Origin of the sequence: Pandoraea vervacti (assembly GCF_000934605.2) — a bacterium.
Taxonomy (GTDB): domain Bacteria; phylum Pseudomonadota; class Gammaproteobacteria; order Burkholderiales; family Burkholderiaceae; genus Pandoraea; species Pandoraea vervacti.
Genome location: NZ_CP010897.2, coordinates 1,732,663 through 1,759,027, shown reverse-complemented (window position 1 = coordinate 1,759,027; position 26,365 = coordinate 1,732,663). Strand labels below are relative to the sequence as shown.

Annotated in this window: 23 protein-coding genes; 10 read left to right on the top strand and 13 right to left on the bottom strand. The window is 64.3% G+C overall.

Features of this window, described 5'->3' with window-relative positions; all coding sequences use genetic code 11:
- The first annotated feature begins 186 nt into the window (after positions 1-186).
- From UC34_RS07885 to UC34_RS07865, 5 genes are all read left to right on the top strand, one after another.
- Entirely contained in the window at positions 187-846 is a 660-nt protein-coding gene (locus UC34_RS07885; protein WP_237165271.1) for a paraquat-inducible protein A, read from the top strand.
- On the top strand, positions 843-1,487 hold the full coding sequence (locus UC34_RS07880; protein WP_044455106.1) for a paraquat-inducible protein A: 645 nt from the start codon (positions 843-845) through the stop codon (positions 1,485-1,487). The genes UC34_RS07885 and UC34_RS07880 overlap by 4 nt, the downstream gene beginning before the upstream one ends.
- Positions 1,480-3,153, top strand: a complete 1,674-nt coding sequence (locus UC34_RS07875) for a PqiB family protein (protein WP_044455105.1) — start codon at positions 1,480-1,482, stop codon at positions 3,151-3,153. Before UC34_RS07880 ends, UC34_RS07875 begins: the two co-directional genes overlap by 8 nt.
- A complete protein-coding gene (locus UC34_RS07870) occupies positions 3,150-3,845 on the top strand; it encodes a PqiC family protein (RefSeq protein ID WP_052810943.1) in 696 nt (231 codons plus the stop codon). The genes UC34_RS07875 and UC34_RS07870 overlap by 4 nt, the downstream gene beginning before the upstream one ends.
- A 472-nt stretch (positions 3,846-4,317) precedes the next feature.
- On the top strand, positions 4,318-6,279 hold the full coding sequence (locus tag UC34_RS07865; protein WP_052810942.1) for an ATP-binding response regulator: 1,962 nt from the start codon (positions 4,318-4,320) through the stop codon (positions 6,277-6,279).
- Positions 6,280-6,360: 81 nt separating this feature from the next.
- Here the strand turns inward: UC34_RS07865 and UC34_RS07860 are convergent, their stop codons facing one another.
- The gene (locus UC34_RS07860) at positions 6,361-7,059 is read right to left on the bottom strand and encodes a response regulator (RefSeq protein ID WP_072617560.1); all 699 of its coding nucleotides are present in this window, start codon (positions 7,057-7,059) and stop codon (positions 6,361-6,363) included.
- Positions 7,060-7,360: 301 nt separating this feature from the next.
- On the opposite strand from UC34_RS07860, the gene UC34_RS07855 reads away from it, so the two are divergent.
- Positions 7,361-8,671, top strand: coding sequence for an ABC transporter substrate-binding protein (locus UC34_RS07855; protein ID WP_084070434.1), 1,311 nt, complete (start codon positions 7,361-7,363; stop codon positions 8,669-8,671).
- 12 nt (positions 8,672-8,683) lie between these two features.
- On the opposite strand, the gene mdtD is transcribed toward UC34_RS07855, so the two are convergent.
- From mdtD to UC34_RS07840, 3 genes are all read right to left on the bottom strand, one after another.
- Positions 8,684-10,114, bottom strand: a complete 1,431-nt coding sequence (mdtD, locus tag UC34_RS07850; protein ID WP_044455104.1) for a multidrug transporter subunit MdtD — start codon at positions 10,112-10,114, stop codon at positions 8,684-8,686.
- Between the two features lie 173 nt (positions 10,115-10,287).
- Entirely contained in the window at positions 10,288-10,860 is a 573-nt protein-coding gene (locus UC34_RS07845) for a hypothetical protein (protein ID WP_044455103.1), read from the bottom strand.
- A gap of 105 nt (positions 10,861-10,965) precedes the next feature.
- Entirely contained in the window at positions 10,966-11,820 is an 855-nt protein-coding gene (locus UC34_RS07840; RefSeq protein ID WP_237165270.1) for a sulfite exporter TauE/SafE family protein, read from the bottom strand.
- A 118-nt stretch (positions 11,821-11,938) separates the two neighbouring features.
- On the opposite strand from UC34_RS07840, the gene UC34_RS07835 reads away from it, so the two are divergent.
- Positions 11,939-13,282, top strand: a complete 1,344-nt coding sequence (locus UC34_RS07835) for an aminotransferase-like domain-containing protein (protein WP_044455102.1) — start codon at positions 11,939-11,941, stop codon at positions 13,280-13,282.
- Between the two features lie 124 nt (positions 13,283-13,406).
- Here UC34_RS07835 and UC34_RS07830 read toward each other — a convergent pair whose 3' ends face one another.
- The 3 genes from UC34_RS07830 to UC34_RS07820 form a co-directional block, all read right to left on the bottom strand.
- Positions 13,407-15,278, bottom strand: a complete 1,872-nt coding sequence (locus UC34_RS07830; RefSeq protein WP_044455101.1) for a glycoside hydrolase family 15 protein — start codon at positions 15,276-15,278, stop codon at positions 13,407-13,409.
- Between the two features lie 343 nt (positions 15,279-15,621).
- Positions 15,622-16,869 carry a CaiB/BaiF CoA transferase family protein gene (locus UC34_RS07825; protein WP_044455100.1) on the bottom strand — a complete coding sequence of 416 codons (1,248 nt, stop codon included), beginning with the start codon at positions 16,867-16,869 and terminating at the stop codon, positions 15,622-15,624.
- A gap of 1 nt (position 16,870) precedes the next feature.
- Positions 16,871-17,659: an enoyl-CoA hydratase/isomerase family protein gene (locus UC34_RS07820; RefSeq protein ID WP_044455099.1), complete on the bottom strand. Its 789-nt coding sequence runs from the start codon at positions 17,657-17,659 to the stop codon at positions 16,871-16,873.
- A gap of 209 nt (positions 17,660-17,868) precedes the next feature.
- Between UC34_RS07820 and UC34_RS07815 the strand changes: the two genes are divergently transcribed.
- Positions 17,869-18,546, top strand: coding sequence for a GntR family transcriptional regulator (locus UC34_RS07815; protein ID WP_052810941.1), 678 nt, complete (start codon positions 17,869-17,871; stop codon positions 18,544-18,546).
- 102 nt (positions 18,547-18,648) lie between these two features.
- Here UC34_RS07815 and UC34_RS07810 read toward each other — a convergent pair whose 3' ends face one another.
- The gene (locus UC34_RS07810) at positions 18,649-19,368 is read right to left on the bottom strand and encodes a GntR family transcriptional regulator (RefSeq protein WP_044455097.1); all 720 of its coding nucleotides are present in this window, start codon (positions 19,366-19,368) and stop codon (positions 18,649-18,651) included.
- 350 nt (positions 19,369-19,718) lie between these two features.
- Here UC34_RS07810 and UC34_RS07805 point away from each other — a divergent pair, with 350 nt between their 5' ends.
- Positions 19,719-20,477 (top strand): 2-keto-4-pentenoate hydratase, encoded by a 759-nt coding sequence (locus UC34_RS07805; protein ID WP_044455096.1) that lies wholly within the window; start codon positions 19,719-19,721, stop codon positions 20,475-20,477.
- Between the two features lie 86 nt (positions 20,478-20,563).
- Here the strand turns inward: UC34_RS07805 and UC34_RS07800 are convergent, their stop codons facing one another.
- On the bottom strand, positions 20,564-21,760 hold the full coding sequence (locus tag UC34_RS07800; protein WP_218919567.1) for an MFS transporter: 1,197 nt from the start codon (positions 21,758-21,760) through the stop codon (positions 20,564-20,566).
- Here UC34_RS07800 and UC34_RS25615 point away from each other — a divergent pair.
- A complete protein-coding gene (locus tag UC34_RS25615; RefSeq protein WP_167370620.1) occupies positions 21,754-21,900 on the top strand; it encodes a hypothetical protein in 147 nt (48 codons plus the stop codon). The two genes, UC34_RS07800 and UC34_RS25615, sit on opposite strands and share 7 nt — an antisense overlap.
- A 463-nt stretch (positions 21,901-22,363) precedes the next feature.
- Here the strand turns inward: UC34_RS25615 and UC34_RS07795 are convergent, their stop codons facing one another.
- From UC34_RS07795 to UC34_RS07780, 4 genes are all read right to left on the bottom strand, one after another.
- On the bottom strand, positions 22,364-23,314 hold the full coding sequence (locus UC34_RS07795; RefSeq protein ID WP_044455094.1) for a LysR family transcriptional regulator: 951 nt from the start codon (positions 23,312-23,314) through the stop codon (positions 22,364-22,366).
- 84 nt (positions 23,315-23,398) lie between these two features.
- Positions 23,399-24,838 (bottom strand): NAD(P)(+) transhydrogenase (Re/Si-specific) subunit beta, encoded by a 1,440-nt coding sequence (locus UC34_RS07790; protein ID WP_044455093.1) that lies wholly within the window; start codon positions 24,836-24,838, stop codon positions 23,399-23,401.
- Position 24,839: 1 nt separating this feature from the next.
- Complete coding sequence (locus tag UC34_RS07785) at positions 24,840-25,181, bottom strand: NAD(P) transhydrogenase subunit alpha part 2 (RefSeq protein ID WP_044455092.1); 342 nt, start codon at positions 25,179-25,181, stop codon at positions 24,840-24,842.
- A 15-nt stretch (positions 25,182-25,196) separates the two neighbouring features.
- The gene (locus UC34_RS07780; protein WP_044455091.1) at positions 25,197-26,327 is read right to left on the bottom strand and encodes a Re/Si-specific NAD(P)(+) transhydrogenase subunit alpha; all 1,131 of its coding nucleotides are present in this window, start codon (positions 26,325-26,327) and stop codon (positions 25,197-25,199) included.
- Between the last annotated feature and the right edge of the window lie 38 nt (positions 26,328-26,365).

Sequence of the window (26,365 nt, the reverse complement as noted above, 5' to 3'; positions counted from 1 at the left end):
TTGCGGGAGTGTGTTGAGTATAGAGCAAAGAAGTAACGATTTCCGTGACTTAGCACAAACCATGCCTCGTGTTGCATTACGCCTGATTGCAGCTTATTTCGTGGGAACTTCCTTGACATTTTGGTATTCTGAGCGTCACTTTGGTCACCGTCCCCGGTAATGGACACATTGCCCCCAGAAGATGATGTGACGAACCTGATCGCATGTCCGAACTGCGACACTCTGCACCGTCGCACGGAACTGCCTTCGCACGAAACCGCTCGCTGCGTGCGTTGCCATTCGGTTCTTTACCGCTCCCCGGACCTGCGCCTGTCGCGCGTGCTCGCGCTCACCCTGACTTGCCTGATCGTGTTCGCCATTGCGAATGCGTTCCCCATCGTCGAGATCGAGGTGCAGGGCATCGTGACCGAGACCACGCTCGTGGGTGCGGCCTGGGCGCTCTACAACGAAGGCATGTGGCTGGTCGCCCTGCTCGTCTTCGCCACGACGGTGGTGTTTCCCCTGTCGCAACTGCTTGCCCTCATCCATCTGATCACTCCGCTGTCGCTGGGCCGTCGTCCCTACGGCGTGTTCCATGTCATGCGCGCCATCGAATTCTGCCGGCCGTGGGGCATGATCGAAGTCTTCATGCTCGGGGTGCTGGTGTCGCTCGTGAAACTCTCCGCCATGGCGAGCGTGCTGCCGGGCATTGCGCTCTGGGCGTTCGGTGCGCTCACCATGCTGCTCGCCACGGTGCTCTCGTTCGACCTGCGCAATCTCTGGATCGTGATCGACCGCACGCCGGACCCCGAGGTGCAAGCGCTCAAGGCCCGAAAGACGAACCGCACGGGGTCGGCCACGCGATGAAATACATCTCCGCCAAAGCGGCAGGACTCGTCGCGTGCCATGTGTGCGGCCGGCTCTCGCGCGAAGTCAAAACCGTCGAAAAGGAGCGCTGCCCGCGATGCGGCGCGGTGCTGCATCAGCGCAAGGTCGACAGCCTTACCCGCACCTGGGCCTTGCTGATTGCTGCGGCGATCCTGTACATTCCCGCCAACGTCCTGCCCATGATGCAGACACGCTCGCTGCTCGGAAACAGCAGCGACACGATCATGAGCGGCGTGATTTATTTCTGGACCAGCGGCGAGTACGACCTGGCCATCGTCGTATTCACCGCGAGCATTCTCGTCCCGATGCTCAAACTCATTGCGCTGTCGCTGCTGTGCTTCACGGCGCAGCGCGGTGTGCGCTGGAAACCGCACCAACGCACCAAGCTGTATCACATGGTCGAGTTCATCGGCCGCTGGTCGATGCTCGATGTTTTCGTCGTCGCGCTGATGGTCGCGCTTGTCAATATTCAGTCGCTGGCCGTCATTCAGGCGGGGCCGGGCATCGTGGCTTTCGGCTCCGTCGTCGTACTCACCATGTTGGCATCCATGCAGTTCGACCCTCGCCTGATCTGGGATCAGATCCGCGACGACGACACCGAACAGGACGATCATGACTGACCCGAAAGACCCCAAGGATTCGCAAGACCCGAAAGCCGTTCCCCCGCCCGGTGCAGGCGACCTGCCCACGCCGGTGATCGAACCGCGCAAGCGCTGGGCGCCGTCGCTCGTCTGGCTGATCCCGCTGGTCGCGGCGCTCATCGGGCTGTCGCTGGTCGCCAAGGTGCTCATCGAGCGCGGGCCGAGCGTGACCATCGACTTCAAGACGGCCGAAGGCCTCGAAGCCGGCAAGACGAAGGTCAAGTACAAGGAAGTCGACATCGGGACGGTCAAGAGCATCGAATTGTCCGACGATCTGTCGCACGTGCGCGTCACGGTCGACCTCACCAAGAACGCCAAGAACTTTGCGGTCAAGGACTCGCGCTGGTGGGTCGTGCGCCCGCGCGTGGCAGGCGGCAGCGTGTCGGGCCTGTCGACGCTGCTCTCCGGCGCGTACATCGGCGCCGACGCGGGCAAGTCGAAGGAGTCCGTCAGCCACTTTACCGGGCTGGAGGTGCCCCCGGTGGTCTCCAGCGGCCAGCCCGGCAAGCCGTTCGTGCTGCATGCCGCAGACGTCGGCTCGCTCGACATCGGCTCGCCGATCTACTACCGGCGCATTCAGGTCGGTCAGGTCGAGGCGTATTCGCTCGACCCGGACGGCAAGGGCGTGACGCTGCGCGTGTTCGTACAGGCGCCCTACGACCAGTACGTCGGCACGAACACACGCTTCTGGCATGCAAGCGGTATCGATCTGCGGCTCGATTCGAGCGGCTTCCAGGTCAATACGCAGTCGCTCGCGTCGGTGGTCATCGGCGGCATTGCCTTTCAGGCGCCGGATGGCTCGGGTGCGGGCGTGATCGCCAAGCCGGGGCAGGAATTCCGGCTGGCCCCGGACCAGGCGACCGCCATGAAGGCGCCCGACACGCATCCGGTGCAGGTGGTGTTCCGCTTCCAGCAGTCGCTGCGCGGGCTGGTCGTCGGCGCGCCGGTCGACTTCCGTGGCATCACGCTCGGCGAAGTCACGTCGATCGGCGTGGAGTTCGATCAGGCCACCAAGCAGATCAACATGCCGGTGACGGTCGATGTCTATCCGGAGCGCCTGCGCCGTCGCGACCCGACCAACAGCGTGCCGCCGACCGAACTCCAGAGCCACAAGATTCTGGATGCCCTCGTCCAGCGCGGTCTGCGGGGTCAGCTGCGTACCGGCAACCTGCTGACCGGCCAGTTGTACGTGGCGCTGGATTTCTTCCCGAGCGCCAAACCCGCCAAGGCCGAACGTATCGGTGAAACGCTGTACATGCCGACCGTGCCCAATACGCTCGACCAGTTGCAGCTCCAGATTGCCGACATTGCGAGCAAGCTCGACAAGATTCCGTTCGACAGCATCGGCCAGAATCTCGACGCGTCGCTGCGCAAGCTCGACAAGACGCTCGAGAGCGCCCAGGGTCTCTTCCGCCAGCTCGATAGCGAAATCGCGCCGGAGGCGAAGGCCACGCTGGGCGAAGCGAAGAAGAGCTTCGGCGCGGCCGAGCGCACGCTGTCCGAGGACGCGCCGGTGCAGCAGGACGTGCGTCAGGCCATGCAGGAACTCACGAAGACGCTGCGCTCGCTGAACACACTCGCCGACTACTTGCAGCAGCATCCCGAAGCGCTGCTGCGTGGCAAACCGAAGGATCCGCAACCATGACGAAGCCGACCGAGATGACCCGCCGCCCGCGCCCGACCGCGCACAGGCGTGCGACGCCGCTGGCGGGACTCACCGCCACGGCAGCGACTGCCGCCTTCGTGCTGGCGCTGGCGGGTTGTGCGTCGCCGCAACCGACGTTCTATACGCTGGCCGATGCCAATGGGGGGCCGACGGCGAACGGCGTGGCAACGACCGGCGCGAGCGCCCCGGCCACGCCCTACGCCATCGAGGTCTCCCCGGTGGCCGTGCCCGAGCAGGTCGACCGGCCGCAAATCGTCGTCACGCGCAGTGGCGGGCGCGTCGACATTCTCGAAGCGTCCCGCTGGTCTGCGCCGCTCAAGAACGAGCTGACGTCGACGATCTCGCGCAACCTCACGCAGCGTCTGGGCGCCATGGATGTGTATGGCGTGCCCCGTGCCGATAGCCTCGCGGTCTATCGCGTGTCGACATCGGTGCAACGTTTCGAGTCGGTACCCGGCGAACAGGCTGCATTGACCGCTGTGTGGAGCGTTCGCAAAGTGCCCGGCGATCTCGTGCTGACGTGTCGCTTCGCGGCAACGGAACCCGCTTCGGGCGGTATCGACGGCGTGGTCGCTGCGCAGCGCAAGCTCGTCGACCGGCTGGCGGACGGCATCGGCAACGCCATCGCGACCAGCGCTCAGGGCATGGGCGCGGCCCGCTGCGCCAGTTGAGCGCCCCGCGGTAAGTGGATGGGCGCGGGGGCATGGTGATGCGGTAACCGCCGGTCCCGCGCTGCGTTGCGGAACCGGCCGGCGCCACGAACGGCGGTCCCCCCCGGAGCCCGCCACCCGTTTGTTGCGAGCGACGCATCGCTCAGGCTCGCCGCACTTGCGCCCCGCGCATCATGTGCGCCGTATGCGCCAACCGCCCATACGCCAGCCCCCGTGCGGCGAACCCAAAGTCCATCGTAGCGAGCATTTTGCGTGTCGGCATTGGACTAAAGTCTCATGCGCGGGCGATTTTTCTGTGGGAGACTCCCTCTGCCTGCCACAGGGCGCCATTCCGGCATACCTCGGCACACTTTGGCTTCTTCCCCTTCGCCACCTGCCACTTGCCACCTGCCCCGTGACATCGCACGCGCCCAACACCTCTCCTGCGGACCGCCCAGAAGCCTGCGCCCCCCACGGTCGGACGGCAGGCGCCGTGCCGCCCCCGAACGCCGCCCCGCCAGCCTCTGCGCAAACCGCCGCCCAAAGCGACGCCCAAAGCGACGCGTCCCGCATTGCGCGGAGGCACGACGACGAAGTCTATGTCGCGCGTCTGCGCACGCTGCGCAAGAATTTGCCGACTTCGCTCGCAGGGTCGTTCCTCACCGTCTGGCTGATCGTGGCCGTGCTCCACGAAGTGTTCCCGATGCACGACCTGCTGCTCTGGGCAGGCGCGCATGCGCTGCTCACGCTGTGGCGCGCCACCATGCTGATTGGCGGACCACGCCGGCCTTCGCGGCGCACTGCCCGAAAGGCCCATGGCGGCCGTGACGCGCATAGCGCCACCCCGAGCGCAGCTTCGGCAAAATCCCCGTCACCGGACCCCATCGCCGACTCCGACGCCCCCGATCTCAAGACGTTGCGCCTATGGGACTGGCGCGTGCGAGCCGGCGCGCTGGCGGCGGGCATGCTGTGGGGCATTCCCTATGCGATCTGGCTATACCACGCGCCCTCCGCCCAACAGATGTTCATGATCGTCGGATTGCTGACGCTCGGTACCGGTGCGATCTACGCGTACTGCATCCATCCACCGGTACTGCTCGCCTTCGAAGTCCCCTACTACGCACCGAGCTTTATCGCGCTCGGCATGCTCGGCGGCACCATTCACTCCACACTGGCAATCGCTGGCGCCCTGTACCTCGCTGTCACGTTCACCTTCGCTTACCGGATGTACCGGACCCAGATGGATTCGCTGCACATGCGCTTCGTGAACGACGACCTGCTGGCGAGACTGGCTGTGGAGCGCGACGCGGCGCAACGCAGCAATCTGGCCAAGTCGCGCTTTCTTGCCGCCGCGAGTCACGATCTTCGTCAGCCCGTCCATGCGTTGAGCCTGTACGTCGGCGTATTGCGCGAGCAGACCCTCAACGCCCGCAGCCGGCAACTGGTGGATCACATCGGACGGGCGACGGCTGCCATGGGGCAGTTGTTCGACGGCCTGCTCAATATCTCCCGGCTCGATGCCGGGGTGATCCAGCCGAAGGCCCGAGCGATGCGCCTCGCGCCCATGATCGATCAGTTGCAGCTGGAGTACGCGCCTCAAGCGGCGGCGAAGGGGTTGATCCTGCGCGTGCGCCCGCCCCGTTCCGGCCACGCGCTGGCGCTCAGCTCGGACCCGGTGCTTCTGGAAAGGGTATTGCGCAATCTGATCGACAATGCGATTCGTCACACCGCCCACGGCGGGGTGCTCATCAGTTGGCGCCAGCGCGGCGAGCAGGTTCGCATCGACGTCTGGGATACGGGCGTGGGAATTGCCGAGGGCGATCTCGACAAGATCTTTCTCGAGTTTCATCAGGTCGGCAATCCGGAGCGCGATCGCTCCAAGGGTCTTGGCCTCGGCCTCGCGATCGTGCGCCGCACCGCCGATTTGCTCGGCCATCCGTTGTTCGTTCGGTCCGTCCCGGGACGTGGCAGCGTGTTTTCGCTAAGCGTGCCGCTGGTCGACGCGCGGGCCGTGCGCCAGCCGCCCGACCTGAGCGCTGGCGCCGCGCAGCACGACGCGGCAGGGATTGCCGTGGACAAACCGCTTGTGTGCGTTATCGAGGATGACGCGGAAAACCTCAATGGCCTGTGTCTGTTGCTCGACGCATGGGGCTATCGAATCGTCGGCGGCAGCAGCGGAGACGACATCGTTCGCGCCGCGGCGGCCACCGGCAGCAAGCCCGCTCTGATCCTGAGCGACTTTCGGCTGCGCGATCACGAGACGGGTATCGACGCCATCGACCGGCTTCACGAAGAATTCGCGGACGACACCATTCCGGCCATTCTTCTGAGCGGCGATACCGATCCGCAGCGAATCGTGGAGGCGTCCGCCCGTGCGTGGCCACTGCTGCACAAACCCGTTGACGCGCAACTCTTGCGACATACCGTCGAGCAGGCGCTCAAGTCTCGCGCATAGCGGGCGTGGAGCGGATGGAACGTGGAGGGCGTAGAGGGTCGAGGGTGTAGCGCACGCAAGGGCGTGCCGGGGGCAATGGGTTCAGGACGGCTTGCCCAGCAACCCGGCGCGCCGCGCCAACGCCGCGGCCTGTGTCCGGTTGAGCGCCCCCAGCGCGGCAAGCACCGCCGACACGTGCGCTTTGACCGTCTTCTCCGTCATTCCGAGGCGTGTGGCGATTTCGCCGTTGCGCAACCCGTCGCAGACCAGGCGCAGCACCTCACGCTGACGCGGCGTAATCGACGCGAGTCGTTGCATGAGCGCCATATCGTCGAGCACCGGTTCACTGCCTGAACGCCCTTCCCCATGCTCGACGCCCGTGGCCGCGTCGACCGGCTCCATGCCGAGATCGTATCCCGGCGAGAGATAGCGCTCGCCGCCCATCACCGTCTGCAGCGCATCGACCAGCGTGCGGCTGTCCGCCGATTTGTGAACGAAGCCATGCGCGCCTGCCCCCAGCGCCGCCCGAACGTCCTGCGAGTCCTCGGACGCCGATATCACCAGCAGACGAAGATCCGGGCGCACGGCGCGCAGCCGGGCGAGCAATGCCGCGCCGGCCAGATCGGGAAGGTAGTAATCCGCCATGACGGCATGAACGTCCGGCCGCAGGGGCAGCGCCCGCACCGCTTCCGCGCCGGTCGCAAAAGCTTCGAAGGTCAACTCGGGGGCTGCAGCGCGCAGCGCGAGGAGCAGGCCTTCGCGAAACATCGCATGGTCGTCGATCAGAAAGACAGTCGGCACGGGCGGCGCGCGCAAGGCGCAGAGTCGTCGGGGGGAGCGAGGGGAATTATGTCGCAATACTGACCAAAAGTCGTAATTTCGATTGCTGTTCGACGCGTTCCCCTCCCCCATTCTCACTTAACGAAAATTGCGCATGCCAAAACGGGGCACCGTATTCGCCAGATCGCGACGGGATAACGATGATGCGCACCACAGCGGGGAAAACACCAATCGGTTACGCATTGCGCAACCGATTACGTGATGTTTAATATGTAACAGACCCCGCCACCGGGGCGCCATAACAAATACTGGAGACAACCCCATGCCCACCCCGAACGGCGCACTGCGCCGCACGCTTGGGAGCGCGGCCTCGAATGCCGTCTCGACGGCTGCGCTCACGCTCTTTACCGCCGTCGCCGCCATCGCCGCCATCGCCGCGATGACGCCCCTCTCCCGCGCACATGCCGCGCCTGCCGCACCTGTCGTCTCCGACGGCGTCGTCAAGATCGGCGTGCTGACCGACCTGTCGGGCGTGTCGAGCGACAACGCCGGCAAGGGCAGCGTGCTCGCCGCCACCATGGCCATCGACGACTTCTCGCGCGATCACAAGGTACTCGGCGCACCGATCGAACTGGTCTCGGCCGACTCGCAAGGCAAGACCGACACCGGCGCGACCATTGCGCGCGAATGGTACGACCGGGGCAAGGTCGACATGATCACCGACCTGACCTTCTCGAACGTCGCGCTCGCCGTCGATCGCATCGCGGACGAAAAGAAGAAGATCGCACTCGTCACGGGTGCGGGCTCATCCGCCATCAGCAATGAGCAATGCACCGCGCACAGCGTGCAGTGGATGTACGACACCTACGCGCTGGCGAACTCGACCTCCCAGGCGCTGCTGCGTCGCGGACTGAAATCGTGGTATTTCATCACCGCCGATTACGCGTTCGGGCAGGCGCTGGAAAAAGACGCCAGCGAAATTCTGACGCGCCAGGGCGGCAAGGTGGTCGGTTCGGTGAAACACCCGGTGAACTCCCCCGACCTGTCGTCGTATCTGCTGCGCGCGCAAACGTCCGGCGCGCAGGTCATCGCGCTGGCCAACTCCGGCACCGATACGCTCAATACCGTCAAGCAGGCGGCCCAGTTCAACATCATTCAGGGTGGCAAACAGGTGTTCACACCGTTGCTCTCGCTCATCACCGAAGTCCACGGCATGGGCCTGAAAAACGCACAGGGCATGATCCTGACGAACGGTTTTTACTGGGATCAGGACGACCGCTCCCGCGCGTTCGCCCAACGCTTCTACGCGCAGCACAAGAAGATGCCGACTATGATGCAGGCCGCTGTCTATTCGGCCGTGCTCAACTATCTGAAAGCGGTTCAGGCGGCAGGCACGGACGAAGCGGATGCCGTCATGGCCAAGCTCAAGTCGATGAAGATCGACGATCCGGTCATTCGCAACGGTCAGATCCGCGCCGACGGCAAACTGGTGCACGACATGCTGCTGGTGCAGGTGAAAACGCCCGCCGAATCGAAGTCGGAATGGGATCTGTACAAGATCCTGGAGACGATTCCGGCCGACAAGGCATTCGCCTCGCTGGCCGATTCGAAATGTGCGCTCGTGAAGAAATAAGCGAGCGCCGGTTCAGCGTTTGAGTTCGGTGGCGGACGCCGTTTGCGCGCCGCCACCGCCACGCTCGGATCCGTCTGCCGGATCTTCCACGCGACGAAACACCAGCGCCGAGGCCAGCGTAATCAGCCCCACGCATACGAACGTCATGCGAAAGCCCGCGACCGTGCCGCCCGCCGGCCCGGCAAGGTGACCGAACAGCGCCAGCAACTGGCCACCGATGGTCACGCCCAGCCCAAGCGCGAGCATTTGCGCCATCGAGAACAGACCGTTGCCCGCACTCGCGCGGCGTGTGCCCAGATCCTTGAGCGTGACGCTGTTCATCGCGGCGAATTGCATCGAATTCGCGCCGCCGAACACCGCCAGCTGAATCAGCCCCAGCCAGATCGGCCAACCCGGCCCGAACAGTGCGAAACTTGCAATCGAACCACCGACGACGGCGGTATTGACCATCAGAAAACGCGTGTAACCGTAGCGCGCCACCAGCGGGGTGACCATGCGTTTGACGACGACGCCCGAGAGCGCAACCGGCAGCATCATCAGGCCCGACGCGAGCGGGCTGTAGCCCATTGCCACCTGAAGCAACAGCGGCAGCAAAAACGGCACGGCGCTGCTGCCGATCCGTGCGACGAGATTGCCGAGCAGACCGAGACTGAAGCTGCGCGTCTCGAACAATGCCAGGGGAAACAGCGGCGCAGCACGGCGGCGAGCATATGGCCAGTAGCCAACCGTCGTCGCCACGCAAAGCAACGCGAGGCCGACCGAAGGTCCCCATCCCGCATCGGCGAACGGGTGGTCGAGCGCGAGCGTGAACGACACCATCGCCACGGACAACAGCGAGAAGCCGATCCAGTCGAATCCGGTCTCGATGATGTCGTCTCTGGACGGGCGAGGCAGGTAATGCCGTACCGCGAGACTGCCAATGAGACCGATCGGCACGTTGATGAGGAAGATCCAGTGCCACGATGCGACTTGCACGAGCCAACCGCCGAGCACCGGCCCGATCATCGGACCGACCTGCCCGGCGATCGACACGAAGGCCAGCGCCGCCAGGTACTCACCGGCCGGGAACGTGCGAAGCACGGCAAGACGCCCGATAGGCAGCAGCATCGAGCCGCCGGCGCCCTGCAACACGCGCGCGAGCACGAGTTGCGGCAACGTATGCGCCATCGCACACGCAATCGAGCCAAGGACGAACAACAGAATGGCGACGAAGTAGACGCGTCGCGTGCCGAAGCGGTCGGCGAGCCACCCCGATGCCGGCGTGAGCATGGCCATCGTCAGCGAATAGGACACCACGACCGGCTGCATGCGCAACGGATTCTCGCCAAGACTCGCGGCCATCGCAGGCAGCGCCGTGTTGACGATGGTCGTATCGAGCGCCTGCATGAAAAAGCCCGCCGCGACGATCCATAATAAAGCGGTGAGTGTCTTGTCTTGCTTCATGCGGCGCGGGGGATGAGGCCGTCGGAGGATCCGGGCGTCAGAATGAATTCAGCGAAAGCAGAATTCTATCGCGCTTCGTGCCCGCACTTCCAAGCACATTCATGCGCATTTTTGCGGGATCGATGAGCGCCGTGCATCGATGCGCGGCGCCATGGTTCGCGCGTTCGGGCGGGTCAAGCCGTCGTGTTGACGCGCGTGCCCGTCGTCTTCGTCGGGTCCATGAGCGCGGTGATCTGCGCCTGAATCGCCATCGCCTCGGAAGACAGCGTACTGACCTGCTGCATCTTCTCGTCGGGCGGCAGGCGGTCGTTGTTACGCACGGCTTCGAGTTGCGCCATCACTTTGGCAAGCATGTCCTTGAGCTTGCGAATCGTCTGCTCGACGATCGAATCGCCCGCGCCACCGCCGCCGGCTGCCTGACTGGTCATCGCCTTGCCCGCCTGTCTGGCAGCCTCGCTCGCGCTGCGCAGACTGATCGTGACCTTCTCGCCGTCGCTTTGCGGCGCGGCGTCGTCGGACGCGCCGGCGGCCTCCGCGCGGCCATTCTCGACCTGAGCAGCGCGCGTCGCGTTCGCTGCGCCGCCCGTGTCTGCGGACTTCGCCGTCTGTGCCGCCTGTGTCGATTGCGCTGCCTGTGTAGATTGCGCCGCTTGTGCTTTATCCGCCTGCTGCTGCGCGATATGCGCCTGCCAGATGTCCAGCATGCTGGACGTTGCGCTGCCCTTGGCGGGAATGATGATGGTCATGGAGCGAGGGGTCTCCGGAAAAAGTAAGGATTCGAAAGTATTACGGCATCTTTCACGAATTCCTGAATTTCCGATGCATCGCCTGCCGCGCCCCGGCAAGCGCTTTCAAGCGAGATAGCCGGAGATCCCGTCCCATAGCAGCTTGATCGCCGTGACCACCAGCAAACCATAGCAAGCACGGTAAATCTGGCGTTGATCCAGATTGGCGTGAAGCCGCCAGCCCGAGACCACGCCAGCGGGAATCGCGAACAGGCAAACGCCCATCAGCACCCACACCGACCCCGTCGGTCGGACCAACAGCAGCCACGGCACCGCCTTCGTTGCGTTCCCCACGGTAAAGAACAGACTCGTCGTTCCGGCATACACCTCCTTGCTCAGCCCCAGCGGCAACAGATACATCGCCAGCGGCGGCCCGCCCGAGTGCGCCACCATGGTCGTCACCCCCGACGCGACCCCTGCGGTAATCGCCTTGGGTGTCGAGCGCTCGCGCGTGGTCGGCCTCGCCCCCGAGACCAGCCAAAGGCCAACGAACGTGAGCGTGATCACCGCCATGACGATGGAAATCGCGCGATGGTCCAGCACCCGGAACAACAGGTATCCCGCCGCAATGCCCACGAGCAGTCCGGGCACGAGCCGCGCAAGGTCCGGGCGCGACCATGTCGACGGCTTCCAGTACCGCAGCGCGAAGAGATCCATCGCAATGAACAACGGCGCGAGCATGCCACCCGCGCTCACCGGGTCCATGACGAACGACAGCAGGGGAATACCGACGATGGAGAAGCCGCCACCGAACGCCCCCTTCATAAAGGCAATCAGAAACACGGCGGCAAACGCGACGAGAATGGTCGTCATCGTCAGGTCGGGACCGGACAACATGGGCAGCGCCATCATGCGCGCCTTGCCCGTGTGCGAGCGCAATCGCGTGGCGGTTCGCTCGGCGCGCAATACGTCTGAAACCATGGCAGTGCAAACACGCAGCTCTCCTGAAATGTCGACCCCGCCGCAATTGCGGCAAGTGCAATCAGAATGCTCCGATGCTAAAGTCAGTGCAATTAAAACATTGCTCTCGGTGCAATATATGACAAGGACCGACTATCTGGCGCTTGCGGACACGGTGGCAGCGGACATCGCGAGCGGCTCGCTCAAGCCGGGCGACCGCCTGCCGCCGCAACGCGACTTCGCCGACCGGCATGGCATTGCCGCCTCGACAGCGAGCCGCGTTTATGCCGAATTGCTCCGACGTGGACTCGTCGTCGGGGAGGTCGGACGCGGCACGTTCGTCTCCGGGCAGCCCCGACGAGGCGTCGAGGCGCCGGGCGAACCGCGCGGCGTGCGCATCGATCTCGAATTCAATTTCCCAATGCTTCCAGAGCAATCCGCACTCATTGCCAGGAGTCTCGCGGGACTGGAGCGTGCCGCCGAACTCGAACTCGCCCTGGGCCCAGCCACGAGTGGTGGCACGGGCGCCATTCGTAACACCGCGGCTGCGTTTTTGGCCGAAGGGGCGTGGACACCGTCTCCCGATCAACTCGTCTTCACCGGTGCCGGACGCCAGAGCATCGCCGCCGCGCTGGCAACCGTCGTGCCGCCTGGCGGGCGATGCGGTGTCGAGATGCTGACGTATCCCTTCGTCAAAGGCATCGCGGCACGCCTGGGCGTGTCGCTCGTCCCCCTGGCGATGGACGAAGACGGTGTGCGCCCGGAAGCGATACGGCAAGCGCATCGCGATGGCCATCTGTCGGCCATCTATCTCCAGCCGACGGTTCAGAGTCCCCTGGGCATGACAATGAGCCCGGCGCGACGCGCCGATCTGCTAAGCATGGCCGAGACGCTGAACCTCGTCGTCATCGAAGACAACGTCTATGGGTTTCTGGACAGCGCCACGCCTCTGGCAGCGCATGCCCCCGAGCGCTGTATCGTGGTCGACAGTTTGTCGAAGAAGGTGGCGCCGGGACTCAATCTGGGATTTCTCGTCACGCCGCCACATCTTAGGGAAAGCGTGATGGCAGCCGTGCGATCCGGCGGCTGGACGGCATCGGGCTACGCGTTCGCAGCGGCGCATCGCATGATGAGCGACGGCACCGTGGCCGAACTGGTGCGGCTAAAACGGAGCGACGCGCGCCAACGTCAGGCGATCGCGGCGGACTGTCTCGCGGGATTCGATGTGCGCGCCAACGGCAAGGGCTATCACCTGTGGCTCACGCTGCCGGCCCACTGGCGCTCGCAGGCGCTGGTGGCGGCCGCAGCCCGGCATGACATCGGGCTGACACCCTCCACGGCGTTCGCCGTCACCGCAGGCCACGCGCCCAACGCGGTGCGACTGGCGCTGGCCGGGCCGTCCATGGAGCTGCTGGATTCGGGGTTGCGCACGCTCGCGGGGATTCTGAATGCGCGGGAAGACGACTTCGACCTGACGGAGTGAACGACGAGAGGAACGAGGACAACGAGAAGGTCCAGAAGGTCGAGAAGGTCGAGAGAATGGGGGGGGCACAACGAGAAACCGGAGGCGGCATGCGTAGACAGCCGACCTCCTTGCCGGGCCCGGCTCAGGCGCGGATCGCCCGATACCCCACGTGCTCCAGATGCGCATCGTCATCGGCGGACAGATCGTGCGCCGCGTCATCCGCACGGTCGTCGTCTGCGAGCGAATCGAGGCGAATGGCCGCGTGGACAAGCGCAATATGCGAGAACGCTTGCGGAAAGTTGCCGACCTGACGCTCGTGTGTCGTGTCGTACTCTTCGGCGAGCAACCCGACGTCGTTGCGCAACGACAGCAACCGCTCGAACAAGGCGCGCGCGTCTCGTTGACGACCGATCATCACGAGACAATCGACCATCCAGAAACTGCAGGCGAGGAACGCCCCCTCGCCTGCGGGCAATCCGTCGTCCACGCGGCTGGTGCGATATCGCTGCACCAGACCGTCCTGCATCAACTCGCGCTCAACCGCTTCCACGGTCCCGATGACACGCGGGTCGTCCGGCGGCAAAAAGCCCACGAGCGGAATCATCAGCACGCTCGCGTCCATCTCCGAAGACCCGTACGCCTGCATGAACGCATTGCGCGCCTTGTCGAAACCATTCGCGCAGACGTCCGCGTGGATTTCCTTGCACAAGCGCCGCCAATGGTCGACCGGCCCCGGCAATCCGAAACGCTCGGCGGACTTGATTGCACGATCGAACGCCACCCACGCCATCACCTTCGAGTAGGTGAAGTGCTGTCGCCCGCCGCGTACCTCCCATATGCCCTCGTCGGGCTGGCGCCATACGGTCTCGAGATGCGCCACAAGCTTTGTCTGCACTTCCCAGGTCGCGTCGTCCGGCGGCAGGCCGCCGAGGCGGGACTGGTGCAGCGCGTCCATGACCTCTCCATAGACATCAAGCTGCAATTGCCCCACCGCGCCGTTGCCCACCCGCACAGGCTTCGCGCCTTCGTAACCCGGCAGCCAGTCGACCACCCACTCGGGCAGCCGCCGCTCGCCCGACAACCCGTACATGATTTGCACTTGCGACGGCGCACCGGCCACGGCGCGTACCAGCCAATGACTCCAGTCGCTCGCCTCGGTGTAATAGCCGCCAAGCATGAGCGCCTGCAAGGTCAGCGTGGCGTCGCGCAGCCAGCAGTAGCGATAGTCCCAGTTACGCTCGCCCCCGAGTTGCTCGGGCAACGAGGTCGTGGGCGCCGCCACGACGCCGCCCGTCGGCACGAACGTCAATGCCTTGAGCACGATGAGCGAGCGACGAATCGCCTCCGACCAGCGTCCATTGAGCTGACAGCGATTGGCCCACGTGCGCCAGTAACGCTCGGTATCGGTCAGCGCGGCGAGTGGGTCGATTTCGCGAGGATCTGCGTGATGGGAAGAGACCCGGGAGAGGACGAAAGGCACGGTCTCGCCCGCCTTTACGTCGAACCGTGCGCGCAGGCTACCGGGCACATCCTGAATCTCGACAGGGGTGCGCATCACTACCTTGTCGGGTCCGGCAATGAGGCGCATGCCGGGCCCGGTCGGATCGTCGGGCGCGAGCGGTCGCGCCCATGGCACCGACGCGCCGTAGTCGAAACGCAGGATCAGTTCCATCGACATCGATACGGTGCCGTGCACACCCCGGACCAGACGCACCAGCTCGGCAGCGCCGTCGCGCAACGGCATGAAATCGATCACGGCGACGCAACCTTCCACGGTCTCGAAGCGCGTCTCCAGAATCAGCGTGTCGTCGTGATAGCGACGTGTGGTGGTCGCACGCGGGTCTTCCGGTGCGATTTTCCAGCGGCCATGTTCCGGGCCGCCGAGCAAGGCGGCAAAACACGCCGGGGAATCGAAGTACGGCCAGCAGAGCCAGTCGATGGAACCGTCGCGCGCGACCAGTGCAGCGCTGCGGCAATCGCCAATCATTGCGTAGTCTTCAATGCGTGCCGGCATGCTCACCTCGCGAACGGAAGAGGAAGGGTGTCTCCGGCAGCCATCGGTGTCGAGACGCTGGAAAATGCGAGCGAATGAAGTCCTATGGTACGCGCATGGCGTACGCGCGACCATGGCGAGTGCCACGGAATGGGCGAGTGGCCGGGGGCGCTACGAGACAGTCTGCCAAGAGTCATGCCTTCCCTCCTTACGACACGGCGTCGGGTCGGATTAGTCTGTGGCAGGCGCCCTATTGGCGCCCGCCGCTTCCAAAACCGACCCGCTCCCGGGAAGGAAGTTCTGACGAATTGATGTGTGGCGCGTCAACTCGCGGCAAATCCGCACAATAGACGCTGCCGATACATCATGCCGTCGCCGCTGGCGCGCTCTCCAGCGCATGCACTGCGCCTTGTGCGATGAGGTCGCGGACCTGCGCTGCGTCGAAGCCGTACTGCGCGAGCACGTCGAACGTATGCTCGCCCAGGCGAGGCGCCGGGCCACCGGCGCACTTCGGCGTCTGCGAAAAACGAATCGGCAGGCCGATACTGCGCGTCGGGCCGTCGAGCGGATGAACGGTTTGCACCACCATTTCACGCGCCACGATCTGTGGATGGGCCACCGCTTCCGAAATGGACAGCACCGGACCGACCGGCAGTCCGACCGCATCGAGGCGCTCGACCCAGTTCTGCGTCGTGTCTCGCATGAGATACGACGTGAGACGCTCGACGAGTTCTTCGCGATGCGCCGTGCGTCCCGCATTCGTCGCAAACCGCGGATCGTCGGCAATCTCCGGCGCGTCAAGCACCTGCAACAGACGTTCGTAATTGGCCTGATTGGCCGCGCCGATATTGATCCAACCATCCTGCGTGCGAAATGCCTGATACGGGGTGCTCGTGGGATTCGCGGAGCCGAACTTCGGCGGATTCTCGCCGCTGGCGAAGAAGTTAGCGGCGGCCCAGTACATCTGCTGGAAACCCGCTTCGAGCAGCGATGTGTCCACGACCTGTCCTTCGCCCGTGCGCAACCGATGCGCATAGGCCGCCGAGATACCCAGCGCCGCGAGAATGCCGGCGTTGATATCGGCGATGGGCGAACCCGCCTTGATCGGCGCCTGCCCCGGCTCGCCCGTCACGCTCATCATTCCCGAAAGTCCCTGGGCGATCAGGTCGAAGCCGCCCTTGTCCGCATACGGTCCCGTGCGCCCATAGCCGGAGATGGCGCAATAAATCAGGCCGGGATTCGACTCGCGCAGTGTCTCGTAGCCCAGCCCCAGCTTCTCCATCGTGCCTTTGCGATAGTTCTCGGTCACGACGTCCGCACTGAGGAGCATCCTGCGCAGCACGGCTTTGCCGCCCTCGGTCTTCAGATTGAGCGCAATGCCGCGCTTGTTGCGGTTGAGCATCATGAACGACGCCGACTCGCCATGCGAGAGGATCGGCGCAAAACGGCGCGCGTCGTCACCCTCCATTTTCTCGACCTTGATGACGTCCGCCCCCATGTCCGCGAGCATCATGCCGCACACCGGGCCGGACATGATGTGCGAGAGCTCGATCACTTTGACGCCCTGCAATGGGCCGGTCTTCGTTGCGTTTTCGTGGCGGGTATCGGTCATGTCAGCGGCCCTCGAATACAGGCGTCGTCTTCGCAAGGAAGGCGCGATAGCCGGTCTGGAAGTCTGCCGTGCCGAAGCACGCGAACCCTTCGTCGATCTGGGCGGGAGTGAGCGGCTTGCCGCTCGCCAATTCACGCACGAATCGCTTGTGCCAACGTGCCACCAACGGCGCGCCGGCCGCAATGCGCTGCGCGCTGGCAAGCGCTTCGCGCGCCACGTCTGCGTCCGGCGCCACGCGCGTGACGAGCCCGATGCGAAGCGCTTCCTGCGCGTCGAAAATCCGGCCTTCGAGCAAGATTTCCAGTGCCTTCGTGGGCCCCAGCAAATGCACCAGACCGGACAACTCGGCATGCGCCATCACAAGACCGAGCTTGTTGATCGGCGCCCCGAAGCGGCTCGATTCCCCGCAAATCCGGATATCGCACGACGCCGCGATTTCCATGCCGCCGCCGACGCAAATGCCGTGAATCATGGCGACAAGCGGTACCGGGCAATTCGCGAGCGCGTCGAGCGTGCGATGCATGAGCGCACCATACGTACGCGCCTGTTCCACGTTGGCGCGGTCGGTTTCGAACTCGGCAATGTCGTTGCCCGGCGCGAACGATTTCTCGCCCGCACCGCGCAGCACGATACAGCGCACCTCGGGCGATGCGGACAAGGTGAGGATGGTGTCGCCCAGCGCCTGCCACATGGGCTTGGTCAACGCATTGAGTTTCTCGGGACGATTGAGCGTGACCACCGCGATGGCGCCATCTCGCCCAGTCAGTTCGGTCAGAACGGTCGATGCCATATTGCCTCCTTGGATCGTCGGCGCGCACAGTTGTCGTCCGACTTTGATTTTTTGGTATACCAATTTTTGTAAACGATAAAATCAACAGCAAACCATTGGCAAGGAACAATCGTAAAAATGCGGGTTAACGTGGAAATTCTACGTAAGCCGGATTGACGTCAACTCGCATCCCCCTCAGAATTGGCATTCCATTTTTGATGTCGATACGTATGCCCCCCTCTGCTGCCTCACTCAATGCTGCCGCGTATGAAGCCCTCAAGGCGCGCATCGTGCGGGGCGACTTGCGCCCGGGTGCGCCGCTGTCGGAGCGCGCCCTGTGCGACGAGTTGGCGGTATCGCGCACGCCGCTGCGCGAGGCGCTCAAGCGTCTGGCGAACGAAGGATTGGTGGAAATTTCCGAGACACGTCGCGCCTGCGTTGCGCGCGTGAGCGTCGATGAGGTCGTCAACCTGCTCGCCGTCATGGCGGTGCTCGAAGGACTGTCGGGAGAACAGGCATGCGAAAAAGCGACGGACGCGGATCTCGAGGCACTTGCCCGATTACAGGACGAGATGGAAGCCGCCTACGCGCGCGCCGATCACGCTGCCTATTTCGCGCTCAATCAGCAGATTCATCTGAGCATTCTGCGCATGGCGGATAACGGACCGCTCGCCGAGTACTTCCACAATTTGAATGCGCGTTTGCGGCATGTGCGCGAGCGGCTTACCCCAACGCCGGAGCGCTGGCGTCAGGCCGTGGACGAACACGCGCAGATGCTCGCGCTGTTACGCAAGCGAGATGGCAAGCGTCTGCGCCCGATGATGGAAGCACACTTGCGCAGCAAGACGGACGCTTACGTCGCGGCCATGCTCAATGAAGGACTGGTGAGCATGAGCCGGGCGGCATGACGCCGCACGGGCCCCACGGACGCATGGAGAAAATGAGCATATCGGCACGTGGGCACACGGACAGGTGGACCACACGGCGCAGCCGCTGCCGCTCCCGGCGGCTCACGCGGCCGCGCGCGCGTGGGCGAGCACGGCGGCACACTTGGCCATCAGGTGCGCGCGCAACAGTCGGCCGAGCGTAGCGCCATCGCGCCGGTGCAGTGCACGCAGCATCTCGACGTGCTCGTCGACTGCGCGCTCCCATTTGCCCGCATGCAGATTGGAGCGAAAGCGCAACGCCTGAAGCCGGTGATTGACCGACTGATACATTTGCGTGAGCGCAGCATTGCGCGCCGCCGCGTTGATACGGTCGTGAATCCGTTGATTGCAATCGAAGTAACCGGACAGGTCGCCGTTCGCATAACAGGCGTCCATCGCGCAGTGCAACTCCTGAATCTCGTCGACTTCCGCCTGCGTGATGCGTTGGCAGGCCAACTCGCCTGCGAGCGCCTCGAGACCGCTGAGCAATTCGAAAGCGTCGGCGATATCGCTTGCGGACAGGGTCACCACTCGAGCGCCACGATTCGGCAACAGATCGATCAGGCGCTCCACCGCGAGCATCTTCAGCGCTTCGCGCAGCGGTGTGCGCGATACCCCCAGTTGCTCACACAACGCGCGCTCGTTCAGATGCGCGCCGGGCGGCAGCACCCCCTCCGTAATCATCTTTCGCAAGCGATCCATCACGGCGAGATGCAACGCCTGACGGCTGATCGGCTGGGTGACGCTGGCGTTCGGCGGGTGGACGGTATGGTCGCGTACGGCGTTCAGTGTGACGGAGTGCATAGGCCTGCCTTGGTCATTCGTTGCTGGATGAAAGACTGCGACTGCATGCACAGCACTTGCGCGAGCGACGTCAAAACCTTGGTCGGAAATTGTTCGGAACGCCGCACGATGGGAATACCACTCGGAATACGGATCAGTTCACCTATCGCAAACCGACGGAATATTACGAAATATTACGAAGTCAGATTCTCGCAGATCACCGTCATTTTGACTACGTTATGTGATGTTTTCACCGAGAAAGCGACACGTTCGCGCCGCAGCGCAACATCGCACGAATTTTGTATACGATGTGGTCCACATGCCGCCGGCGTCCGAGCGGCGCATCGCCCTTCCCTCAGGAGATTTGCAAGATGTTCGAGACCCAACCCGCCGTCGAATCGCTGGCGCGCCTGCTCGCCGACACGCGCCGCGGCGACACGCCGATCGACTCGCCCGCCGCTGCCTTGCTGCCGGTCGATGCCAACGCCGCTTACGCCGTGCAGCTTCGCACGCTCGACTTGCTCGGCGAGACCATTGCCGCATGGAAAGTCGGTGCGAAGACGCCGACCGATCTGCCCAATTGCGCGCCGATTCCGGCGTCCGTGGTGAGCAACGCCGGTGGCGTGCTCGCACTCGACGACTTCTTCCGCCCGGGGCTCGAGCTCGAAATCGCCTTCCGCCTCGCGCGCGACATCAAGCCGGGAAATTACGACGAACGCGAAGCCATGATGTTCGTGGACGACATGCTCGCGACCATCGAGATTACCGACAGCCGCTTCGCCGGGAAGGGACTCGACAGCCGATTCGCGCTGGCGGATCTGCAGAACAACGGGGCGCTGGTGATCGGTAGCGGTCGCCGTTACGACGCCGGCTACGACTACCTCACGCCGAAGGCCGCTTTCACGCTGGACGGCCAGGACATCACGCCGCCCAAGGTCTTCAATACCGGCGGTGACCCGCGTGCGTTGCTCACGTGGCTCGTCAACCACAACGGCAAACGCGGCATCACCATGCGCGCGGGCGCGATCGTTACCTGCGGCTCGTACGTCGGCATGATCCCCGCGAGCGGCAAGGGCGAGCTGCGGGGCGTGATCGAGGGCGTCGGCGAAGTCGCGCTCACGCTGAAGTAACGTCAGCGGCGCGCGTGATCGTCAGTCAGTCTGTCGTCGGGGGCTGACGGGGCCTAATGGGGGGGCCTGTCGGGGCCTGTCAGGGCCTAACGAGGCGTATCGGCGCGCCCGTCGACCCCGGCCAGCATCTTCGGCGCGAGCACAGCGATCGGCACGATGCACAGCAGCCCCACGCCCAGCGCCACCGGCAGATCGACGCCATGCGCAATCGCGCCGATCAGCACCGGCCCGACCAGCAACCCCAGATAGGCCAGGCGCGCCATTACCGCAATCGCCTCGGCGCTTGCCATTCCGGCACTTCGCGCCACTTCGCCCGACGCCGCGAACATGACCGGCATGACGTTCGACAGACCGAGTCCGGCGAGCGCAAAGCCCACCACGGCCGCCAAGGGCTCACGCCAGAACAGCGCCAGCAGGACCCCAGCCACGCAAAGCAGACTGCTCACGCGCAGCAAACGTGCACCGCCCATGCGCGCGCGCACCGGATCGCCACCAAAGCGCCCCGCCGCCATGCCCACGGAAAATGCCGCGTATCCTGCACCGATCCACGCGCCCTGGGCAGCAACGACTTCGCGCATGTACACGGCCGTCCAGTCGTACATCGCGCCCTCCACCACCAGACCAAGGAACGCGAGCACGCCGAAGCCCGTGAGCTTGCGGTTGAGTTTGCGGCGGGCTGCATCGTCGAGCAAGGGCGCAGGCGTGTGCTTTCGCGCAGGTGTCCCAGCCTGCGCGTTCGCCACCGGGGCCTCTCCCGGCAACATGTCCGGTTGCATGAACCGGGCGCCAATGACAATCACGACCGCGCACCCGAGCGCCGCCAACCCGACGTGCCACTGCGGCGAGCCCTGATGGGCGAGCCACGCACCGCCGACCAGCGCGCCCGCCATGCCGCCCAGGCTGAAACACCCGTGCAGCGACGCCATGATGGGCTTGCGATAGCGCGCTTCGAGCGTGGCGGCCTGGGCGTTCACTGCGACGTCGTACGTCGCGTTCGCCGCGCCGTACAACGCCAGCCATGCCACGAGGCCCCAATAGTTGGGCATCGACAGCAGGAAGGCGCTGGTCAGCGCGAGCGCGATCCCGGCGTGCAGACTTGCGCGCTGGCTACCGGCGCGCCCGACCCAACGCGCCATGCGCGACATGGTGACGATCGCGCCACCGGCCACGGCGAACATCGCCACCGACAGACTCGCGTCGTTCAGGTCGAACATCGCCTTGACGGTGGGCACATGAACGCCCCACGTCGCATAAAGAAAACCGCTGCAAAAGAGTAATGCCATCGTTGCCGCGCGTGCAGGCCAAAAGCCCGGGCGTGGCTTCGCTGTTTCAGAAGTCATCGGAATCGGAGAAGTATGGGACTGACACGGCGCAGAACGCTGTCTTGACCGTGTCGATGGAATATCGCTGGAACGTCGTCTGACGCGAAATGTGCGAAGTAATGTGCGAAGTGCCAGCGTTGTGGAACTTGCAATCGATGTTGAGAATTCTAGCGCACTCTGCGTGACAACACAGTGCACCTTGCACAACATGGTCCGTAACCCGCGTCCGTTCTCACGTCAATGCGACGGTGAACGAAGCACCGCGCGCCGTCGCATCGCCAAACGCACCAAACGCACCAAACGCATGAAACGCACCAAAACGGTCCTCGCGCGTCATGGCGGCATCGACTTATCCACCGTTTTTGTTCACAAGGCTGTGGACAACGGGCAGACGCGCCAACCCAAGCGCTTGATCGGTATGGGATTTTTGGGGAAGGCTATCAGACGGCGGCACTCGCGGGCAAATCGCTCGCCAGCGCCGCCAGCTTATCCACAGATTTTGTGTTCAAGTCTGTGGACAAGCCCTTGATGAGGGGACACAAGTCTTTGATTCGAATCGAAGATTCAGCTAGCGGAGATCGGCGAAGCAGTTTGCGACGGCTCCATTGCCATCGCGAATCCCTTGTTGCGCTCACGCACGACCCGATGAATCAGTTCCCACACGGTATGCGCCACCGGCGAGAGCGACCGGTTCTTGCGACGCACGAGCACGATGTTGCGCTCGAACGCGGGCAGCAACGGACGCACCGCGAGCGTGGAGTTCTCCGGCAGCGGCAAGGCCAGCGGCGGCAGCACGCTCACCCCCAGCCCCTCCTGCACCATGCGGAAGATGGTGCTGACGTGTCCCAGCTCCTGCGTGATGGTGCCCTGCACCTTTTGCGTGGTGAGCGCGCGATCGATCAGTGCACGGCTGCCCGAGCTCTGGTTGAGCAGCACGAGATTCTCGCCGGTGAGTTCTGACCAGTGCACTGCCGCCTGCGAGGCGAGCGGGTGATCGGTGCGGCAAATGAGACAGAACGGCTCGCTCATCAGATGCTCGGTCGTCAGATCGTCGGCGCCTTGCGGGGCGACCACGATACCGAAGTCCACGTCGCCCGCGCGCACGCTGTCGAGCACCGCGCGCTGCATCTGATCGACGAGCGCGAGCGCGATGTCGGGATACGTGGCCTGTGAGGCGAGCAGTACACGCGGCATGAGGGTTGCGGAGATCGTCGGGGCTGCGCCGATACGAACGCGCCCCGTCGTGCGCGCTTCTGCGCCGTGCGTCTGAAGCAGGGCGATTTCGAGTTCGTCGAGTACGCGATCGAGGTTGCCCGCCAACGTGACGCCCGCATCCGTGAGCGCAACTTCGCGCGTGGTGCGGTCTACCAGACGCAGGCCGAGCTGCCCTTCCAGTTCGTTGATGCAGCGGCTGATAGCCGGTTGCGTCAGCCCGATTTCGGCGCCCGCGCGGCTGAAGTTCTTGCTGCGCGCCACCACCATGAAGACCTTGAGTTGTCTCAGCGATACGTTCATTTTGGGCCCTGCCTGAAGAGAAAGTGAGCCACCGAAATGGCCAAGGCGCGCCGCATGCCGCGGCGCGCCCCGTACACGCGTCGATCAGGCCGCAGCCTTGACCATGTCTTCGATCACCTTCTTCGCATCGCCGAAGACCATCATGGTCTTGTCGAGGTAGAAGAGATCGTTATCCAGCCCGGCGTAACCGGCGGCCATGGAGCGCTTGTTGACAATGATCGTCTTGGCCTTGTAAGCCTCGATGATCGGCATGCCCGCAATCGGCGACGCCGGATCGTTCTTCGCGGCCGGGTTCACCACGTCGTTGGCGCCCAACACCAGCACCACGTCCGTCTGACCGAATTCGCCGTTGATCTCATCCATCTCGAGCACCTGGTCGTACGGCACTTCGGCTTCGGCGAGCAACACGTTCATGTGACCCGGCATGCGGCCTGCGACCGGGTGGATCGCATATCGCACGCTCACGCCCTTCTCGATGAGCTTGTCGGTCAATTCCTTGAGCGCATGCTGCGCACGCGCCACGGCCAGACCGTAACCCGGCACGATCACCAGCGATTCGGCGTTGCTCATGAGGAACGCTGCGTCATCGGGGGAGCCGGATTTGACCGGGCGCTGCTGTTGTTCGCCCCCGGCTGCCGCAGCCCCCGGCGTTGCGCCGAACCCGCCCAGAATCACGTTGAAAAACGAGCGGTTCATGGCCTTGCACATGATGTACGACAGGATCGCGCCTGACGAGCCCACAAGCGAACCTGCGATGATCAGCATGGGGTTGTTCAGCGAGAAGCCGATGCCTGCGGCGGCCCAGCCCGAGTACGAGTTCAGCATCGAGACCACGACCGGCATGTCGGCACCGCCAATCGGGATGATGATGAGCACGCCAAGCACGAAGGCAATGGCCGTCATGATGACGAACGGCGTCCAGCTCAGCGTGGTGAAGAACGCCACGCCAAAGCCGATCATGGCAATCGCCAGCGCCAGATTCACCATGTGCTGGCCCTTGAACACGACCGGCGCGCCCTGGAACAGGCGGAACTTGTACTTGCCCGAGAGCTTGCCGAACGCAATGACCGAGCCCGAGAACGTGATCGCACCGACGAACGTGCCGATGAACAGTTCGATACGGTTGCCCGGCGGCAGCGCCTCACCTGCGGCAACGATGCCGAACGCAGCGGGTTCCGCCACGGCGGCCACGGCGATACACACGGCGGCCAGACCAATGAGCGAGTGCATCGCGGCGACCAGCTCCGGCATCTTCGTCATCTCGACCTTGCGTGCCACGAAGGCGCCGATGCCGCCGCCCACGACCAAACCCGCCAGAATCAGCGCAAGACCCGAGTAGTTGCCCCCCGAGAGCTTGCGCAATTCGAAAATCAGGGCAATCGTCGTGACGGCGGCAATGGCCATGCCGATCATGCCGAACGCGTTGCCGCGTCGCGCCATCTTCGGATTGGACAGCCCCTTGAGCGCCTGAATGAAGCAGATCGACGCGATCAGATACAACAGCGTCACAAGATTCATACTCATGTCAGTGCGCTCCCTTTGCTGCCGTTTCATCGTTGGCCGCCTTTGCAGGGGCCTTGTCCTTTTTCTTGAACATCTCGAGCATGCGCTGCGTGACGAGGAAGCCCCCGAACACGTTCACAGCGGCAAGCGCCACGGCGATGACGCCCATCGTCTTGCCGAGGTTGCCTTCGGTCAGACCGGCGGCGAGCATCGCCCCCACGATCACGATGGCCGAGATGGCGTTCGTCACGGCCATGAGCGGCGTGTGCAAGGCCGGGGTGACGTTCCACACCACGTGATAGCCGACATATACCGCCAGCACGAAGATGATCAGGTTGATCACCGTGTGATTGATCAATTCCATGGTTCTGCCTCCCCCTTATGCCGCACGCAGTACTTGACCGTCGCGGCACATCAGGCACGCGCTGACGATGTCGTCGTTGGTATCGATGACGAGCTTGCCTTCCTTGTCGATCACCAGCTTGAGGAAGTCGAGCACGTTACGGGCATAAAGCGCGGAGGCATCGGCGGCCACCATGCCCGCCAGGTTGGTGTATCCGGCAATGGTCACGCCGTGCACCTTGACCACTTCGTCGGCCACCGACAGCGGGCAGTTGCCGCCGCCGTTCGCGCCGCGACCGGCCGCCAGATCGATGATCACCGACCCGGGTTTCATGGCCTTGACGGTGTCTTCGGCAATGAGCGTGGGCGCCGCGCGCCCCGGGATGAGTGCGGTGGAAATGACGATGTCCGCCTGCGTGAGCCGCGTGTGCACGAGTTGCGCCTGACGGGCCAGCCACGCGGCGGGCATGGGGCGCGCATAGCCGCCCACGCCCTTGGCGATTTCACGCTCTTCGTCGGTCTCGAAGGGCACGTCGATGAACTTCGCGCCCAGCGATTCGATCTGCTCGCGCACGGCCGGACGCACGTCGGAGGCTTCGATGACCGCTCCCAGGCGCTTGGCCGTCGCAATGGCCTGAAGGCCGGCCACGCCCGCACCGAGCACGACCAGTCGTGCGGCCTTGACCGTACCGGCGGCGGTCATCAGCATCGGCATGAAGCGTTGATAGAGGTTCGCGGCGAGCATCACGGCCTTGTAGCCGGCGATGTTGGCCTGCGACGAGAGCACGTCCATGCTCTGCGCACGCGTGGTGCGCGGTGCGGCTTCCAGCGCGAAGCCGATGATCCCGGCCGCCGCCATGCGCGCGTTGTTTTCGGCATCGAACGGATTGAGCATGCCGACGACCACCGCGCCGCGGCGCATCTGGGCAATCTCGGCGACTGACGGCGCACGCACCTTCAGCACCATCTCCGCACCGAACGCTTCGGCGGCATTGCCGCTCGACGCCCCGGCAGCGACAAATGCCGCATCCGGCACGCTCGCCGCCTCACCGGCGCCATGCTCCACGGTGACGCGATGACCTGCGCTCACCAGCTTCTTCACCGTTTCCGGTGTGGCCGCGACGCGGGATTCGCCGCCGGCCGTCTCCTTTGGAATGCCAATATGCATAGTTATTGTCTCGGGGTCTGAGCCCCTGTCGTGTTGTG